We start from the raw sequence: 16,151 nt of genomic DNA, 5'->3' as shown, positions 1-16,151 counted from the left end.
CAGGAGATCCAGTTCCGGAAGCAATCCGGGGAGGCTGTCTCGCCGAAATGGGGAAGTTAAGCGGTAAGTGTGCCGACGAAATTTAACGCTGGAACGTGGGCCTTGTGAGGCGCTGACTGTCGGATGCGAAGGAGGCTTGGTCAGCGACCGGAGAAGCTCGCATCAGGTCCTGTGACGGGCTGCCTGAGTTTGGCCTGGCAAGAGGGCCCCGAGACTGACCAGCTTGCCAGCCCTGGCCGTTGTGAGCCGCACAGTCATGCAACGCCCCTGTCATGACAGGCGCGTCTGGATTCCCATCTAACCAGCCGTGCGCGCCCCGTCCCAGTACGCACAGGCCATCCCCGTAGGCGTCCGGCCCCTGCCACCGGCTGCAGCTCACGCAGCGCCCAGGTTGGCCTTCCAGTGCGCCCGTGTTCAAACGTCCATCAGGATGCTGGCCGCGTTCAAGCCGGCGGACCAGCAGGGCACGGTGGGCCCGAATCGCCACCAGCAGCTCATCCGGTGGGGGATGATTCGCTGTGGGGCGGAGCCTGCCTTCTGGCGTTAGGGTCAGCACCAAGCCGTGCTGGTCAAGTTGAGCGCACAGGCGGGCCAGCGTCATACGTCTGCCCCTTGCCAGCCTGTAGAGGGACAACTGACCACTTTGACACTTTCAGAGCCATTTTTTGAAACTTCTGCCTTTTCTCCTCTTTGCGAGAGAGAAAGAGAAGGGTTTTGAGAAGGAGCCGTCAAAGTTGTCAAAGTGGTCAGCTCAATCTCGTCTGGAGTGACCTCGCCGGGGAAGTCGGCAGGCTTGACCAGTCGCCAGCCGCGTTCCTTGCCGTTGCTGTAACTGTCGAGACCTACCGACTTGCAGGCGCGGTTGAACTTCTGGACTCCCAGGGGCTTGACGCCGCTCTCCTGGCACCAAGTGTCGTACGCGCGCCGCATGGCACTCACGCTGATCCCGCACCTCAGCTCCTCCTGGGTGAGGCTTGGCCAAAAGTCACGCAGCGGGTCCACATCGTTCCAAAAGGCCCGGGTCGCCTCCTGACAGACTGCGGCCCTGTGGATCTTCCCGGTTCGGTACACCCGCTCTGCGCCCTCAATGGCCCAGGCAACGAACCCCTGAACTAGGGCGCTGGTGGGGTCCTGGCGAACCTCTTCTAAGCGCTTGCCCTTCAGCAGTGGCCCCCCCACATTCAGTGGATGGCAGAAAGGCATTGCCAGTACGCGAGCTTTGAGTGCGTCGTCGTAAGCGTCTACCCGTGGTGGATCGTTGGCCACCATGAAAAGGGCGTGGGAGGGGCGCGCCGTAAATGCTTCGGCGTACAACATGCGCACGCTGAGCCGGTCACCCCCGCTTAAGGTTTTCAGCGTCTCGGCGTCCAGCCCCGCATTCCCCGCTTCTGCGCAGACCACGACGCTTTTGTTGTAGATGCTTGCGCCCAAGCGCTCACGGCTCGCGTTGGCTGCGAGGTGCTTGGGATCGAGTGTGACCGCCTTTTCCCCGAGCACCGTGGCGATCAGTTCAGCCACGGTGCTTTTCCCCGTGCCAGGTCCGCCATAGAGCCAGGGCACCACACGTTGGCTGGACGCGCCGCTCATCGCGTAGCCACACGCGTCTTGCAGCGTGTGTGCGAAGTCTTCATCCCCACCTGTGATCCGGTAGAGGACCTCCTTAAATTCGCTCTGGTCTGCATCTTTCAGGTACGGGACGGCTGCCAGGGTCAACAGGTGATCGTCTCGGCGGGCTGGGCGGAACTCGCCCCGCTCCCAGGTGCCATTCGGAAAGCCAATCACCCATGGGCGCGATTCGAAGTCGCATACGTCTTTGACATGCAACGTTTGGGCACTGTTAAGAATGGCCTGTTGACGTTTGTCGGCTTCCGTGGCCTTGGCCGCGCGAATATGCATGTTGTATGCCTTGAGGAGGGCGTCTGCGCGACGCTCCATGACTTTCACTTCGCGGGCATCCACGCCGTGTTCAGCGGCCAGACGTTTGGTGGCCAGGTCCGCTATGCCGTACAGCGTCAGCAGGCGTTCGATTTCCCATTTCATGCTGATGCCCAAGTCTTGTGCGAACTGCCGCGCCCTCACCTGACCTGCTCCATGTTTGCCGCCGCTCAGCCACTGCTGCCCGTTCCAGGCCACGTAACCGCCCAACTCGGGCACGAAGGCCAAGTCACCCCGCGCGTTGTCGTGCAGCCGGTGGGCATGGGCCTTGTCGCTGTTGATGGCCGTCACCGGCCAACTGAGGCCCAACAACGCCAGCAGCTGGGCATCGCTGTAGGTGCTGCCCTCGCCCTCTGGGTCCGGAAGTTCTTCTGCTGGGGGCAAATCACCGCAACAGGACAACGTGATATGCGCTGTCGCAGAACCCTCCTCTCCGCCCTCCATGGGACCGCCCTGTTGCGCAGCCTCGGGCAGGACCGGCATCTGGTGCTGCCCGCCCTTCGCAGGTCCCGTCTGCTGTGGGGCTGGGCGTTTCGCGCTTGGCTTTGCGAGTCGTTTTTCCTGCTTCTCTTGCTCCTCCTGGTCAAAACGTTCCGGGTCAGCCGGGTCCTGAGTTCCTTTCTTGATCCCGCTGCGGATGGTGGGCAGAATCTCGCCGTCGTCCAGACCTGCCTTTTGGGCAGCTTTGACGAGGGTCTGGGTCAGTTCGGCTTCGCTCAGTTCACCATGTGGAAGGAAGCGTGCCAGTTTCATGGCTGCCACGTTTAAGCAGTTGTTGCGCTGGCCGGAAGGCGCAGTAGCCACCTTCTCAGCTTCACTCCGCACGGCCGCTGTCACTTCGGCGCGGCGGCGCTTGGCAGCGCGCTGTGCCCCAGCTGTGTCCCCAGTGGACATAGAATTCACAGTCACGCTCGGAGCTGCCAGCACAGGCTGCACTGACGCCTGTACCGCTGCAGGCGTCAGCGCCATCAAGGCGGAGCGTGTGATGTCCTGATTAGGATTCAGATGCCAAATTCCTACGGGCAGGGGCCGCTGAGGATTTTTGAGATTCAAACTCCCGGGCAGCCTGAGGATGCGCTCCGCGTTCTTGGTGCTGCGGTCCGCCCCCAGATCTTTGAAGTGTTCGTATAGGGTGTGATTCAACGCTTCGGTTTCGGCTGTAGAGGTGCAGTCTTTCCGCCGCCACAAGATCTGGAGACCATGTCCACTGTTGACCACAGCCACGGGCGGGAGCTGCAATACCTCGCAGCGACGCATCACCTCGCTGTAGAGCTGGACTTTGGCCACGTGCAGGGCGTCGGGTGTCATCTCCTCTACCTTTGACCCTTTAGGCAGATAGGTGGGAGCGATTTTCAAATCCAGATCCATCCATAGGAGTGGAGTGGGATGGACGCCAGCGTCGCCGGATCTCCCCATCGCTATGCGCAGGGAAATGCCGTAATAGACATTAAATCCCCTCTTCTGCCAGCCCTGCACGTCGTCGAGTTGAATGGCGCCGAGATGGCTCGAGAGGCTGGAAAAAGGCATCCATTTCTGTTGAACCCTAGGGTTTTGTTTTTGGATCAGGCGAAATTCGAGCCAACCTCGGGGATGGCACTGCCCTGATACAGAAGCTTCATCCAGTCCAGTGGCTCAAGGCGGTTGAGCGGCTGCTCGGGCGAGGGATTGAGGTGGGCGAAGTGAGGTTCAGCTGGGGCCTTGTCCAGTGCCGCGCCGAGAGGAGGATGCTCGGGACTGTGGGCCGCTGAAGCACCAGGCGACTCGGAAAAACGCTGCGGCGAGCAAACTGTCTGGGTGGGCGTTACGGTACCTGTTTGAGGCGGTGTATGCATACCTCTGAGCGTAAGAACACTTGCGGGGTGAAACCGGCCCGGGAGTTCACGCGACAAGATTTACTTGGCTCAGCTCCGACGTGAAATCGATCCAGGAAATGGTCAAAATGAGCGCCACGCCCACAGAGAAATATGCGACTGGGCGGGTAAAAACCTGGATTCAGAATTGTGGGTAGAAGAGGTCAAAATGAGCCACAGACGGCTGTCTAGTCTGCAGCTTGCTAGGGCGCTCCTTTTCGCGTCCGCTGACACGTGCACCTTTTGCGCTGATCTAGCCGCCCCGGCCCTCTCCCAGAAATTGCGCGGCGGGCACCTGGCCTGAGACCAGCAGGTAGGACGCGATCAGGTCATTTTCGAGCTCCAACAGCTGGTGCCTCGGCGAGTCGAAGATGACGGTCCAGGACGCCTGTAGTTCGGGTTCCAGCTTGAAGATGGCGCCCTGAACGTGCGAGGGCGCTTTGGCGACATGCGCGGTCAGGCGATCCCGCAGGCGGCCCTGGCCGATGTAGAGCAGAGCGCCTGTCACTCCCGAGCGGATCCGGTACAGGCCCACCGCCTGGGCAGGCACTTGTGAGGCGACTGTCCCTGCCGCCGTCCAGGGAGACCAGGCATGACCGCCCCAGGACCCGTCAAGCTCTGCTAACAACGGGCCCATCGGTGGAGCACTCCCCAGGTGGCTGGCGTCGTCCTGATCGGTGGGTTGTCCCCGCTGTCTCTCCCGGCGCTGGGAGGACATGGTGTATCCCTTGGGCATGCGTCCGAAATTGAGGGCCGGCGAGACGCCGAAGTCCTCGCGGTGCTGCGAGATCGCGTAGGCTTCCACCGCCTTGCGGTGGGGGGCCGTCCCTTCGACGGCTGCGACAGAGACCTCGAATTCTGCAGCGTGCAGCTGACGTAGGGCCCACAGCGCTGGAGCGACGGTGTGCGGATCCCGGTAAGGCATCTCAGGACCGTAAACCCCTTGCAGGTCCCGCAGGCGCTGGTGAAGTGCCCGCCCAGTCTGTCCGATGTACAGGAGCTGGGCCTGGCCAAAACTCCGGATGCGGTAGAGCCCTGGACTGGATGGGAGAGTCCGGTCAAGCCAGCTTCGCCGGAGGGGCTGCCAGGGGGTCCAGGCCAGCATGGGAGGTCTGGGGGTGGCCGAGGACATCAAGTGGATCCTCGATCCCACGAACAGGCCAGGCGCGGGAGCGCCTGTTGAGCTGCGACATCGTCTGACTCCCGCAGCATGCGGCGATGCGAGGAGAAGTGCCAGGCGATCATGGACAGGCCCACTGTATCCCGTCAGACGTTCTCTCCAGGACGCAAGTCCAGCTTCACCCCCGGGCATGGTGACCTAAACTCCGGGCATGCGGCTGTTCGTTGGGGTCACGGATGACCAGTGGTTCCATTTCCTCGCTGGGTAGGCTGGGTGCGAGGAAGTGAACTTCTAGCATCCCAACGGCACGGGCTTCCAGGCGTTGGGGGAAGGCGAGCTGTTCCTCTTCAAGCTGCATGCACCACACCACTTCATCGTCGGCGGGGCTTCTTCGCGCGGGCGCTGCAGTTACCGCTGAGCCTGGTCTGGGACTGGTTCGGCACCGCCAATGGCGTGCCCAACCTGCCTGAGATGCGCCGCAAGATCGCGAAGTACCGCCGTGAACTGGAGTCGATGCTGGGCAACCCGCCCATCACCTGCCTGATGCTGGCCGAACCGTTTTTCCTGCCTCAGGAAGAGTGGATCCCCATTCCGGCGAGCTTCAAGTCCAACATCGTGGTGGGCACGGGTTATCGCACCGAGCAAGAGGAGGGCCGCTGGCTGTTCGACGCGGTCACCGAGCGTTTACAGGCCAGGTTGCAGAGCTCAGCAGAAGAGCGTCCAGCCACGGTAGCGGCCATGGAGACGCCCCGCTACGGTGCGCCGCAGATCGTGCGGCCCCGGCTGGGTCAGAGCACCTTCCGTGCCCTGGTGACCGAGGCGTACGGCCGCCGCTGCGCCGTGACTGGGAAAAGACCCTTCCAGTCCTGGAGGCCGCGCACGTTCAGCCGTATGCCAGCGGCGGCCCCCACGAGGTCAGCAACGGGCTGCTGTCGAAGCCCGCAGAAGTGCCGGGGTGTCGGCCTCGGCGAAGTCGGCGAACCGCTGCTGCCGGCGCCTTCCACAGGACAAAGCGTCCAGCATTGTGTCCGGGTTACGCGCTAAAAATAAGCCGCACCGCCGCTTGCACCGGCGCGTATTGCTCCGGAGTCAGGTGACCCAGGAGGCGCGACACCCGTGACGCATCCAGAGCCCGCGTCTGGTCCGTCAGCACGACGCTGGAGACCCGCAGTCCGCCGGCCCCCGCCGGCAGCACGGGATACAGGTCAGGCGCCACCGTCACCCAGGGCTGCCCCCGGAACGTCGTGACTGGGGCGAGCATCAGCACTGGGAAACGGGGGCGCCCAGCCTTCGTGGGCAGCCCCACCAAAACCGCAGGCCGAGGCCCCTCCTGTTCATGTCCACTGGGATCGTGCTCAGGAAAGTCGGCCACGAACACTGCGCCGAGTGTTAGGGTTGGCGTCATTCGCCCCCGATGACAAGTTCGCCGTCTGGCCCCACCCGCACCGGCTCGCCCAGGGTGTACGGATCACTGCCGCCCCAATCGTACGGCTCGAACTCGCCTAGGCGAGAGGCGTCCCCATCCAGCCATGCCCGCGCCTCGCGGTCTGGCCCTGGCACCGTGACCGCGGTCAGCAGATCAGCTGGGCTAACCGGCTCGCCGGTCAACTCCTCCAGGGTGCTCATGACAGCCCCCAGGGTGCCTAGATCCACGCGGCTGGTCTCGCCACGTGCTAAGGCGTAGACGGTGCGCTCACTGACCCGGCCACGCGCGGCCTGCGCGAGGCGGTACGCACTCAGGCCATGAGCGGCTAGGTAGTGCCTCAGGGTGAACTGAACGGTTCGCATAGTGGCAACATCTTACCAGTACTGGCGAGGACCCTACCAACCTAACGGCTTTAAGTTGCCAGAGCCGCAGCAACACATTGCGGTTCGCGCAGCGGCCAGTTGCGGGTAGCCCCTCTCAATAGGCGAGAGGGATCTCCCCTTCTCAGGACACTGACGTGCTGATGGACATGGCTAAAGTTACGTCCCAGGCCGCGCAGCCAGGACCGACTTGGCGAGTGCCAAGAAGTCAGCGGGATTGTGGAACACATCTCCCGCAGACTCGGACAGACAAAGAGAAAAACATGCAGCACAAACCGTGGAATTTGAAGACGAGAGGTGACTGGTGGAACACAACGTGGGTTGATTGGCGCACCCCCCAACACCTAAGAGCGATGACGCAGCGGGCCGCATGCCCAGCTCAGGTCCACATCATTTACTCGACTGTCCAGACTGACCTCGACTGCCTTCAATGAAAAAAATCATGTCGAGAAGCTTTGCCTTTGGGTAGGGCCGGTTGGTGTGCGCGCCAGTCAGAAAATCGTGGGTGTGAATCCGTTGGGACGACAGAAACTCGTGGTGCTCTCTGGCAAACGCTCCAACGGCTTCGAGAGCTTTCTTTCCCAGACTAGACGTCCCGAAGCCTGCCTTGAACTGCGTATCGAACGCCGGAACGTTGCCAAAGACACCCAACATGATTTTCGTCAGCAGCGTATCGGTCGCGTTGCCCTTTAAAGCTTCTTTGAGCGTTTCATTCAAGTTCAACAGCTCGTCAATTGCGGTGGGGGTGTAGTGATCGACGTCGATGTCCCATATAGATTTCGGGGTGTTGGCAATAAAGGCAATGACCGGACTGAGATGTCGCACGCTGCGCTGGAGCAATTCGGTCGAGCCGCGGTACATGCCCCAACTCGCTAAGTAGAAGCCCAGGTGCAATGCACTGACTTGAAGATGCTCTTCGCAGGCGAGCGTCTTCAGGGGGCCGCGCTCCCGGAAGTCCTGGAAGTAGTTGTAGCAATAGTCGAACGAGGCGTAGCGGGCGTCCGGTGACAGGCCAGCTCTGAATGCCTGCAAGTTGGCTTGGAGTTGGTCGGCGTTTAAGTCACGCATCTGCTCTCCTGTGGTTGAATCCTGGCCGCGTTTTCAGGGAGTCCATGGGGATCACTGCAAGTTCAATCCTGGTGGCGAATTCAGGTGACGGTTTCCCAGAACTGCGTTTTCGTGATTGCGTTGCTGGCATCTCGCGCTGAAGGGAGAAATTTTGAAGCCATCACCAGGATCGGATTTGTAAGGCTTCCCGTTACGCCTCCACGTCGTCCTCCCAGTTCAGCGGCTGGTTCTCTCTCACGCCCTGAAAATAGGTCCGGAAGTCATGGGCCAGCGGACGCGACGGCGTTTGCAGTGGTAAGTATGTGCCGTAACTCAGGCCCACATCCAGCTTTTTGATGTACTTATCGAAGCTGCTGGCGGCTCCCTCCAGGACGGCTTGCACCCGATCAGGATCTGCCCTCACGTAACGTTGGGCGGCCTGTTGCAGCCGTGTAATGAAGTCGGCCTGCCACGCCTCGGCATGCTCTTTGACTAGTTCCCCCATGGTAGTGCGCAGCTCACTGTTGAGCTCCTGGAGACCGTCCTGAAAATTGTCGTGTTCTGCGACGGGAACAGCAAACGAGAGACTACCTTTCAGCTTGATGGCCTGACCGGTCCGGCTACTTTGCAGACGTTTTAGACCGGCCTGAAGCAGATCGATGCCCTGCTTGCGGTTTTTCGCTTGTACAAAGTCCACGCGGGCAGGCCGGAACCCTTTCGTCCGTTCGTGGATCGGAATGCCCACCTTGCTCTCGGTCAATTCAAACGATCCGCGCAGCATCTGGGTGTCGATAAGAATAACTACGACGCCGCTCTCGATCAGCTTTTGCGCGGCGAGATTCTCGCTGAGCCGTTCCGCCTTCTCTTGTTCCTGTATAAGACGTGACATGGTCAGGCGATGCTTGGCGGCCGCGGCCCAGTGGTGGGTGAGATCGCGCATGAATCCGATGCTGAAGGTCTCTGGACCAGTCATGACTTCGTGGTTATGACGCTCGCCGCTGAGCGTCAGATTGGCAGAACCAGAAAAGCCCACAGCCTCACTGCCATGCATGCGCAAGTACACTTTGGCGTGCAGTTTCGGGAGAATACGGACCTCAGCGCCTCCTTCAAGCAGGGCAGCGAGTGCCTGGAAGGTAGAAGCGCCGCTGGCGAGCTTCGCGGGATCAAGGGTGGTCAGGACTCGAGATCCATGGATCATTCTTTCGGGAGGCGTGGTGGTGATGAACGGCGAGACGATCCAGAGTGTTCCATCACGCTTCCTCAGAAAGTCCATGGCGGGTTCCCAGCCTTGCCAGCGCGTCTGTGCAGTACTACCGTTTGACATAAAGGACAGTGTGACCGCTACGGGGATCCAGCGCCGACGATATTGCGTACAGGATCCCGGGGCTGAGCTCAGGGGGTTTGGAAACCTCTCGGAAACTTTTTCGAGAGGGCATCTAGTGTAAACACGCTGCGCAGTTTGCAGGCGGAATTCTGGTTGGCAAAGAGCCCCTTTTCCCAGAAGGCTTGGTCAGCGGTCAGGACGTCGAGCCACTCCACGGCAACCACCCACTCGCACAGGCTATCGTCTGCCTCGTCATGCATGGTTTCGGCTTTAAACGCTAGATCCTTGAACGTCGTCTCCTGTCCGTTGATGGTCACCCTGGCCGCCCGAGCGGGTGCAGCGGCGGAGATCACCTTGCCCACCCCCACATACCCCCGTTGCGGGATATGAACGCTGACCCGGTCGCCGGGCTTCAGACTTTTGAGTGAGTTGCTATACCATCTCCCCTTTCCGGCACTGACAAAGCCGTATTTGAGGGCGTCTTCCCAGTGGCGCCATTGATCTTCTCCAAAAGAGACGTAGTAATCAACCTCGTTCCATAGGGCTTTGGGTGCGCCAGGTTCAGCTTTACTGTCGGCGCGCTGTTCAGCGGTATTTGGGTCAATCAGCCAGGTGCGTGCCAGGTACTGGGTACCCTCCTGTTTAAACGCCCGAAAGAACACGACGTTAACCGGCACACCGAATTCGGATAGGTAGGCCACGATTCGCTCAGTAATCGCATCTAGCGAGGAGGCGACAATGATCATGCGCTGCCTGACGTTGATCGCATCAGGGTACTGATCGTTCGTGCCATACACGTCGGCGTAGCCAGCCCGGAGTTCTGTACCATTGTGGGCTTGGCGGTAGATGTCTTCGATCTGTTCTGCGCTGAGGGTCTTGACCCAGGCGGCGTAGTCGAGGGTCTGGGTCATGACTTCGCGCGGCGTCATGTCGCGCTTCAACTCAAGGATAACAATGTCGCCCTGCCGGTCCATCGCCAGGATATCGATGCGTTTGCCGTGATCGGTCTGGAGCTGTGTGGCGAGCATCATCAAGTCCGGATCAACGATACTGAGGTCGACTTTAAGAGCGTTTTCAAGAGTGCTTTCCTGGTCCAGTCCAGTCAGCGTGACCGGTTCAGGTTGAGCACCAAGTTTCCAAATGGCTATTTCTACAGGCATGGATTTAAAGTAGGCCGGACGACCTGTACAGGGTCATACACAACGCCATCTTCACAATGCTGCCACTCCTGCTTGATGAGCAGGATGGCGCTGTGCTTGCTGGCCACGTTCGAGCTGCCCGAGGGGCATCGGCACCAGTCACTGAATCTCGGTACTGCTCTACGGGCCCCCGTAGGGTAGACCACTTTTCAACTTGCGACTCTTTAATCCCAATACCCAATATCGGGGCGATCCCAGGCCGATGTCTGCTGAGTATCCTTCGTCGAGGCGGCGTAAGCAGACATGCTGGCGCGAATCCTGTCCGCCAGGCCCGGGTCAGTCGCGGGTAAAGGGTCCGCCGGACCTTTCCATTCGTAGGCATCGGACCTGACCCTCCCACCCGAACTGGTTTTCCGCGTTTTCCGGTGCGCCATTTGTACTGTTTTCTTCGGGGCCTTGGAGTTTTTGGTGACAGGCTGCTGCGCCTTATTCTTCGCATTCTTTGTTTTCCGACTTTTCTTCGCGCTTGCCAGTTGAGAAGGCGAGGGGATGCGGCGCAAGGCGCCTGTCTCCGTGATTTCGCAGCCAAAAGGCAGCATGGCGCGCAGAACCTCGAAGACCTGTGGGCGTTGCTCGGGGTAGGATTTGAGGACGTGCTGAACCGTGATGGCCTGCACCTGCTTGCCGCGCCGCAATAATAGGCGGGGCTGGGCATCAATGAGCTGAATGTATACGAGCCTAGCGAACTCCTGCCGGTCGAACGGGGCGGGCTGATTCAAGAAGGATCCTCCTGATGAGTTGCTGTCTTGGCAGCATAAGGTTCTCACCCGAAGTGTCAAGCAAATTTGCGGAATCAGTGCGAAAATCCCCCAACGCCCCCGCACATCTATTGAGAACGGCATACGTTCGCATTGGTCTTCTCCAACCCTGGTCACGCCCACACTGTCAGGCAGGCAGATTGTGGACAGCGATCAAGAGGTCTGCACCGCCCGGATACGCCGAGCCACATCCGCGAGGTCAAGCTCTTCGAGCACTTGATAGCTGATGCCCACCTCGTCGAGTCGCCAGCGGGGGATCACATGGACGTGGTACTAAAAGACATCCTGCCCTGCCGCGGCTCGGTTGCTCTGAAGGACGGTGATTCCTTGTGGGGCAAACGTCAAGTCAAGCAGTGTCGCGACAGCCGCGACGATGTGATCGCCTGACCTATGCTCTGAGGATAGGCGCTCTGATGGGCCGAATGAGCACCCGAACTTTGAGCGGATCGCCTTGCTGCAGGTCATTTTCCAAGCCACGAGGGTTAGCAATCCTGCCCTCTGGGTCGTAAACAAAGCAAACAAGTTGATCGCACTTTGGATGGCTACGGTAACGCTCAATATCTAAATAGGTTGTGTTGCCTTAACTGGCTCTGCAGCAGGGCGGGAGCAGGGGTGGTTTGAATCTCAGATCACCCCTGCCGCGACGATTGACCACGTCTGAAACGCTGTGTTCTGGTTGTTTCTTCGGGTGGCGGCGGTGACGCTGGTGCGGGAATGATGGTGGAGGTTGGTAATCCGGGCGTGGAGGCTCAGGAATTCTTGAGCGCGTTTCCGCCGATTGAATCCTTGCTGGCATCGCTCTTGTCGTCGTGTCGATCGATGCTCCTGCAAGGTGACGTTATTAAACCTACCCGTGGAAATCACCTGTTGGTGGTCAACGATAGCCAGACTTAGGATCTCTCGAAGCGCGGCTCCGTCACTCCTGAGGCGGCTGGTGTGAATGACCTGCGGGACATCGCCCCTCTCTCAGCAAGTGGGTCAGAAAGGTCTTCGCGGCCTCGGTATCGCGGTGACGCTGGAGGAGGATCGCAAGCACGAAACCGTACCCCAAGGCGGCCCGCCTCAATCAATGTCGGACACCATCAACACTCGTGGACACCTCGTCGAGATGCCACCGGGATCCTCGCCTCTGTTCCCGGTGGCGCAAGTCTTCAGCGAAGAGGGGTCCGAACTTGATGCACCTTTCGCGGAGGGTTTCGTGACTGACCCTTTGGGCCGCGCTGGTGCAGCAACTCCTGCACGTCTCAGTCACTCAGGGAAAAGCGGTGGCAGCGCCAAATAGCATGCTGGATGATGATCATGGGGAAACCACGGTGGTAAGGCTTGGCGTCGGTCACGGCCGGTCACCCTACCCCACTCTGGTTAAGGCAACACAACCCTCTAGAGTCCTTCCGCCGCCCGCTTGCCCTCTTCATTCAGTCGGTAGGTGGCCGATCCGAGGTAGTCCAGATACGGGTATGGAGCATTGGAAATGTCTGCCCGCATCTGATTGCACACATGATGCTGAACAGTCTGGGGTTTGCCAGCCCATCCAAGGCCGAGGGCCACTTCTACGATCTGCTGCGGACTAAAAGTGGCCTGCCCCTGTGCATGAAGGGTCTTTGCGGCTTTAAGGACATATTGCCAAGCGTGTTTCATAGGACGACCTCCGTGCTGGAGAAAAAGCGTTGCAGGTAGCCATAAAACCCTTCCCAAACGCCCGCTGAGGCAATTGGGGTGCATGTCCTGGGCATGGCCTGAATCCCAGGCTAGTCTAGGGAAATCAAAGGCGACCTCCGGGTCGCCTTCTTCGTTGGGCTGCTTTATCTGCCTCCAACAAGGAGAGAAGCCTGCTCAAGCCCGAATCAAAAACATCACCCGTGTCAGCGTCCCGCGCCCGCCTTCTTCGGCGTAGCGGGCCAACACCTCCGGGTCTTGAGTCCAGTGCCCCACCCGATACATGCCGCTGTAGAACCAGCGGCCTTCCCCCTTCATCACCTCTGGCCCCTTCATGAACACGGGAATGGCTTCGGCCTGTTGACACAACATCGCCGCAGACCCTTCGACGCCCGCCCCTTCCCCCACCAGAATTTCACGCGGCGCAAATGGCCCCTTCTTGACGCTGAAGCACCCGGCAACAACCCTGCCATCTTTATGCGGTAGATAGGGCTGGGGACTGCCTCCCAGAATCTTTGAAATTTCAGCGCGAGTGTACCCGCGGCCTGTTTCGACGAGTGGATGTGAAAGGGTCATACCGCATCCTAGATGCCGTGCCACACGATGTCTATGCACAGGCAGCCTTCACAATCAAGTCAGTAATGCGTATATAAATCGATTCGTATACGAATTATTGACAACGGCAAAAGTCTCCACACTCGCTGGGCGCTACCGCAAGACCTGCTGGACGCTTCACCAGTCTGAGCGGCTGACGACAAAACGCAGTTCCCATTGAGACGTTGGTTCATGGGTGGCCACAGGTACGTTACAACCTATGCATGACCCTTCGGGAGTTGCTCGCCCCCGCCCTCACCCAGCAGGATCAACCCTGAGAGTGGCGTTCATACGTGCATGTTCGCTGTATTTCCCGGCCAAGAGGTGTGTCCCAGACGTGTATCTGTGTGCCTGGAAGCGCCAGGGATCGCCGATGCGGCCAGCCTATTTCTGTCCCAGAGCTTTCTTTACCGCCTCCGGCATCTTCCCCATCCATTTATTGATTTCTGCTTGTTCCTTATCGTTCAGGCCTCTGATCCATTTCACGCTGCTCAAGGTGCGCCCCAGCCGGGCCACATCGCGCTCGTTCAAGGCGGTGCGGGCTGGCCGTTCCCGCAGTGTGGCCAGTCGGTCCCTGAGTTCCCGGAGCGTGGCGCCGCCGACAGCCAACTCCAGCAGCTCAGCCTGGTGTTCAGCTGGGGCCCCCACCACCACTCCGCCGAGGGTGTACGGCAGGCCTGCGTCCATTGCGTCCAGCACCTGCTGGGGCCAGGACAGGATGCGGAGTTTGTTCGCGGCGAAACTCTTCCAGGGCCCGAGCGACAGCCGCGAGAACAGATCCTCCAGCACCTCTACATCCGGCCCGCCATGGTTCATGGCCTTGTAAAGCCGCCCCTTAGCGCCGTCGGCGTCCGTGTCCAGGGCCAGTGCGACGAGCTGCACCGTGCCCCTTACCTCCTCATAGACGTTCAGGTCCTCGCGCTGTAGATTCTCGATCAGCGCGGCCGCGAGCGCAGCGCGGTTATCGAGCTCGCGGACCACCACTGGCACTTCCTTGAGCCCGGCTTCCTGCGCGGCCCGCCAACGCCGCTCTCCTGCAATGATCTCGTAGCCGCCCTCGACCGAACGCACAAGGAGGGGTTGCAGCACGCCCTGTTCTCGGATGCTGGTGGTCAGCGCGGCCAGCGCCGTGGGCGTGAACACCCGTCGGGGCTGGAGCGCGCTGGGGCGCAGCTCGGTGAGCGGGATGTTGCGGGCATCCAGTCCAGGGCGAGAAAGCGCGGAGGCATCCCCAAGCAGGACTTCCAAACCGACCCGAGGCTTTGGTTTCTTCGGACGGGTCATGCGGACACTTCCAGGCCTAGCGCGCGAACGACTTCCGCGGTCAATCGCTGGATGTCCTCGTGAACCGGGCTACCCGGTGCGTAGACCCCCACGGGTTCGCCGGACATAGTGCTATCCAGCCATACGGCCTCCCGCTGCGGCATCGGCTCGCTGAGTGGCGAGAGATAGGCGCGCAAGGAGTCCAGGACTGAGCGGTCATGCGTGCGACGGGCGTCGTAGAGGGTGGGCACGTAGAGGGCCACGGTCAACTCCGGGCGCAGTCGGCGGTAGAGCGCGGTGGCCCGCTGCAGGCCGGGCAGGGCGTCCAGACCTTTCTGCCGGGTGGGCATCGGCACAATCAAGTGATCGGCGGCTAGGGCCCCCAGGATGGCAAGCTGGCCCAGGCTGGGCGGGCTGTCGATCAGGCACACGTCGTACTGATCGGAGACCGCCTGCAGGGCCTGACGCAGGAACAGCTGTCCGCCCGGCATGCTGGTGATGCCGATCTCGGCCTGGGCGAGGTCCACCTGCGCGGGGATTAGGTGCAGGCCATGAACGCTAATCGGCGTGGGGAGTGCGGCCCCCTCGGCGGCAACTGGATAAATGGTGGTGGAGAGGTCCACCTCCGTTACGCCCAGCCAGCTGGACATATTCCCCTGCGGATCGCAGTCGATCAGGAGCACACGCAGACCCTGGCGGGCGAGCTCATGGCCGACATTGAGGCACAGGCTCGTCTTCCCGGCCCCTCCGGCGTGGTTGAACACGGTGGCGGTGATCATTTGTGGATGGTAGCGCGGGAATGTGCGCAGAAGCACAGCACTGGGGGCAGGGTCCGTGGGGGGGTGGATTCCATTATGCTTCAAGGTGGACTCGTGTTGGACGTAAGTTCTTGGTGATTCGGGATCTAACTTAGCGCTAAGTTAGACGTTCACGTCTTAAGCCACAGCTCCTGCCTCTGTCCAAGTTGGCGATAGCCGTACAGGGGCAAATTCGTGTCCAGCTTTTGTCATCGAGAGGCACGCCCCACTCGTCCAGGAGGCTCAAACAGTCGAGCTCAACCTCGGTGCCCCAACGGGGCTTACTACCCACACCGCCTTCAAGCCTCGCGTGATTGCTGAAGGTCCGTCAACCGCGCGGCCACCAGTTCGCCGGAAAGAGCCGCGCCGTCCTCAAGTGCCAGTAGCTTGCGCTCGGCGTATGAGCCGCAATGGCCAGAGTTATTGAACAGCTTCGTGCAATCCTGAGTAAGCCGCGGTGGGCCGCGAGACTAGCCCAGCCCGCCGAGAACGGGTTCATCACGAAGACACCGGTCTTGCGGCAATGCGGGCAGCGGCTGGCCTGCAGCATGAGGCCGTGCAGAGCGTCTCCAGGCACACCCCGCTCCTGGCTGCTGCTGCGGCGGGCTAGCGCTACTCAGCAGCTCAAATGGCTCCCACGCGTCGAGTCCGGGGAATGGGGAGTGCGGGATGTGGAGCCGCGCTCCTGGTAGGAAGCAGCGATCCAGCACCTTCGGAGCTGGGTGACTTGGTGTAGGAAACGCGGCGGGTCTTGAAGTTGGCTGCGTGGGCGCGCTGGACGCCCGCAAACAGACCCGACTGA

General features: G+C 60.6%; 15 protein-coding genes and 1 pseudogene. 1 reads left to right on the top strand and 15 read right to left on the bottom strand.

Translation table 11 applies throughout. The features are described 5' to 3' along the window. Nucleotides 1–597: 597 nt before the first annotated feature. From HNQ08_RS23565 to HNQ08_RS23555, 3 genes are all read right to left on the bottom strand, one after another. The gene (locus HNQ08_RS23565; protein WP_184137503.1) at nucleotides 598–3,462 is read right to left on the bottom strand and encodes a phage/plasmid primase, P4 family; all 2,865 of its coding nucleotides are present in this window, start codon (nucleotides 3,460–3,462) and stop codon (nucleotides 598–600) included. A 35-nt stretch (nucleotides 3,463–3,497) separates the two neighbouring features. After that, nucleotides 3,498–3,767: a hypothetical protein gene (locus HNQ08_RS23560; protein ID WP_184137501.1), complete on the bottom strand. Its 270-nt coding sequence runs from the start codon at nucleotides 3,765–3,767 to the stop codon at nucleotides 3,498–3,500. A gap of 271 nt (nucleotides 3,768–4,038) precedes the next feature. Beyond that, entirely contained in the window at nucleotides 4,039–4,917 is an 879-nt protein-coding gene (locus HNQ08_RS23555; RefSeq protein ID WP_184137499.1) for a hypothetical protein, read from the bottom strand. 459 nt (nucleotides 4,918–5,376) lie between these two features. Between HNQ08_RS23555 and HNQ08_RS23550 the strand changes: the two genes are divergently transcribed. Continuing rightward, nucleotides 5,377–5,949, top strand: coding sequence for a hypothetical protein (locus HNQ08_RS23550; RefSeq protein ID WP_184137497.1), 573 nt, complete (start codon nucleotides 5,377–5,379; stop codon nucleotides 5,947–5,949). On the opposite strand, the gene HNQ08_RS23545 is transcribed toward HNQ08_RS23550, so the two are convergent. From HNQ08_RS23545 to HNQ08_RS23490, 12 genes and pseudogenes are all read right to left on the bottom strand, one after another. Beyond that, nucleotides 5,939–6,310 (bottom strand): type II toxin-antitoxin system PemK/MazF family toxin, encoded by a 372-nt coding sequence (locus HNQ08_RS23545; RefSeq protein WP_184137495.1) that lies wholly within the window; start codon nucleotides 6,308–6,310, stop codon nucleotides 5,939–5,941. The two genes, HNQ08_RS23550 and HNQ08_RS23545, sit on opposite strands and share 11 nt — an antisense overlap. After that, nucleotides 6,307–6,693, bottom strand: coding sequence for a helix-turn-helix domain-containing protein (locus HNQ08_RS23540; protein WP_184137493.1), 387 nt, complete (start codon nucleotides 6,691–6,693; stop codon nucleotides 6,307–6,309). The genes HNQ08_RS23545 and HNQ08_RS23540 overlap by 4 nt, the downstream gene beginning before the upstream one ends. Nucleotides 6,694–7,101: 408 nt before the next feature. Beyond that, a complete protein-coding gene (locus HNQ08_RS23535) occupies nucleotides 7,102–7,779 on the bottom strand; it encodes a hypothetical protein (protein ID WP_184137491.1) in 678 nt (225 codons plus the stop codon). A gap of 190 nt (nucleotides 7,780–7,969) precedes the next feature. Then, nucleotides 7,970–9,082 carry a phospholipase D family protein gene (locus HNQ08_RS23530; protein WP_184137489.1) on the bottom strand — a complete coding sequence of 371 codons (1,113 nt, stop codon included), beginning with the start codon at nucleotides 9,080–9,082 and terminating at the stop codon, nucleotides 7,970–7,972. A gap of 68 nt (nucleotides 9,083–9,150) precedes the next feature. Beyond that, nucleotides 9,151–10,242: a PDDEXK family nuclease gene (locus HNQ08_RS23525; RefSeq protein WP_184137487.1), complete on the bottom strand. Its 1,092-nt coding sequence runs from the start codon at nucleotides 10,240–10,242 to the stop codon at nucleotides 9,151–9,153. A gap of 203 nt (nucleotides 10,243–10,445) precedes the next feature. Then, nucleotides 10,446–11,000, bottom strand: a complete 555-nt coding sequence (locus HNQ08_RS23520) for a hypothetical protein (RefSeq protein ID WP_184137485.1) — start codon at nucleotides 10,998–11,000, stop codon at nucleotides 10,446–10,448. Between the two features lie 427 nt (nucleotides 11,001–11,427). Further along, nucleotides 11,428–11,598, bottom strand: coding sequence for a PD-(D/E)XK nuclease domain-containing protein (locus tag HNQ08_RS28365; RefSeq protein WP_184137542.1), 171 nt, complete (start codon nucleotides 11,596–11,598; stop codon nucleotides 11,428–11,430). A 65-nt stretch (nucleotides 11,599–11,663) separates the two neighbouring features. Then, nucleotides 11,664–12,376 (bottom strand): annotated as a pseudogene (locus HNQ08_RS23510) (IS6 family transposase). A gap of 43 nt (nucleotides 12,377–12,419) precedes the next feature. Continuing rightward, nucleotides 12,420–12,677, bottom strand: coding sequence for a hypothetical protein (locus tag HNQ08_RS23505; RefSeq protein WP_184137482.1), 258 nt, complete (start codon nucleotides 12,675–12,677; stop codon nucleotides 12,420–12,422). A 195-nt stretch (nucleotides 12,678–12,872) separates the two neighbouring features. Then, nucleotides 12,873–13,271 carry a hypothetical protein gene (locus HNQ08_RS23500; RefSeq protein WP_184137480.1) on the bottom strand — a complete coding sequence of 133 codons (399 nt, stop codon included), beginning with the start codon at nucleotides 13,269–13,271 and terminating at the stop codon, nucleotides 12,873–12,875. Nucleotides 13,272–13,673: 402 nt separating this feature from the next. Beyond that, nucleotides 13,674–14,573 carry a ParB/RepB/Spo0J family partition protein gene (locus HNQ08_RS23495; RefSeq protein WP_184137478.1) on the bottom strand — a complete coding sequence of 300 codons (900 nt, stop codon included), beginning with the start codon at nucleotides 14,571–14,573 and terminating at the stop codon, nucleotides 13,674–13,676. Beyond that, nucleotides 14,570–15,331, bottom strand: coding sequence for a ParA family protein (locus tag HNQ08_RS23490; protein WP_184137476.1), 762 nt, complete (start codon nucleotides 15,329–15,331; stop codon nucleotides 14,570–14,572). Before HNQ08_RS23490 ends, HNQ08_RS23495 begins: the two co-directional genes overlap by 4 nt. Nucleotides 15,332–16,151 lie beyond the last annotated feature (820 nt).

This window comes from Deinococcus humi (assembly GCF_014201875.1).
GTDB lineage: Bacteria > Deinococcota > Deinococci > Deinococcales > Deinococcaceae > Deinococcus > Deinococcus humi.
The sequence above is the reverse complement of the archived record's forward strand: the minus strand, read 5'-3'. Positions and strand labels throughout refer to the sequence as shown.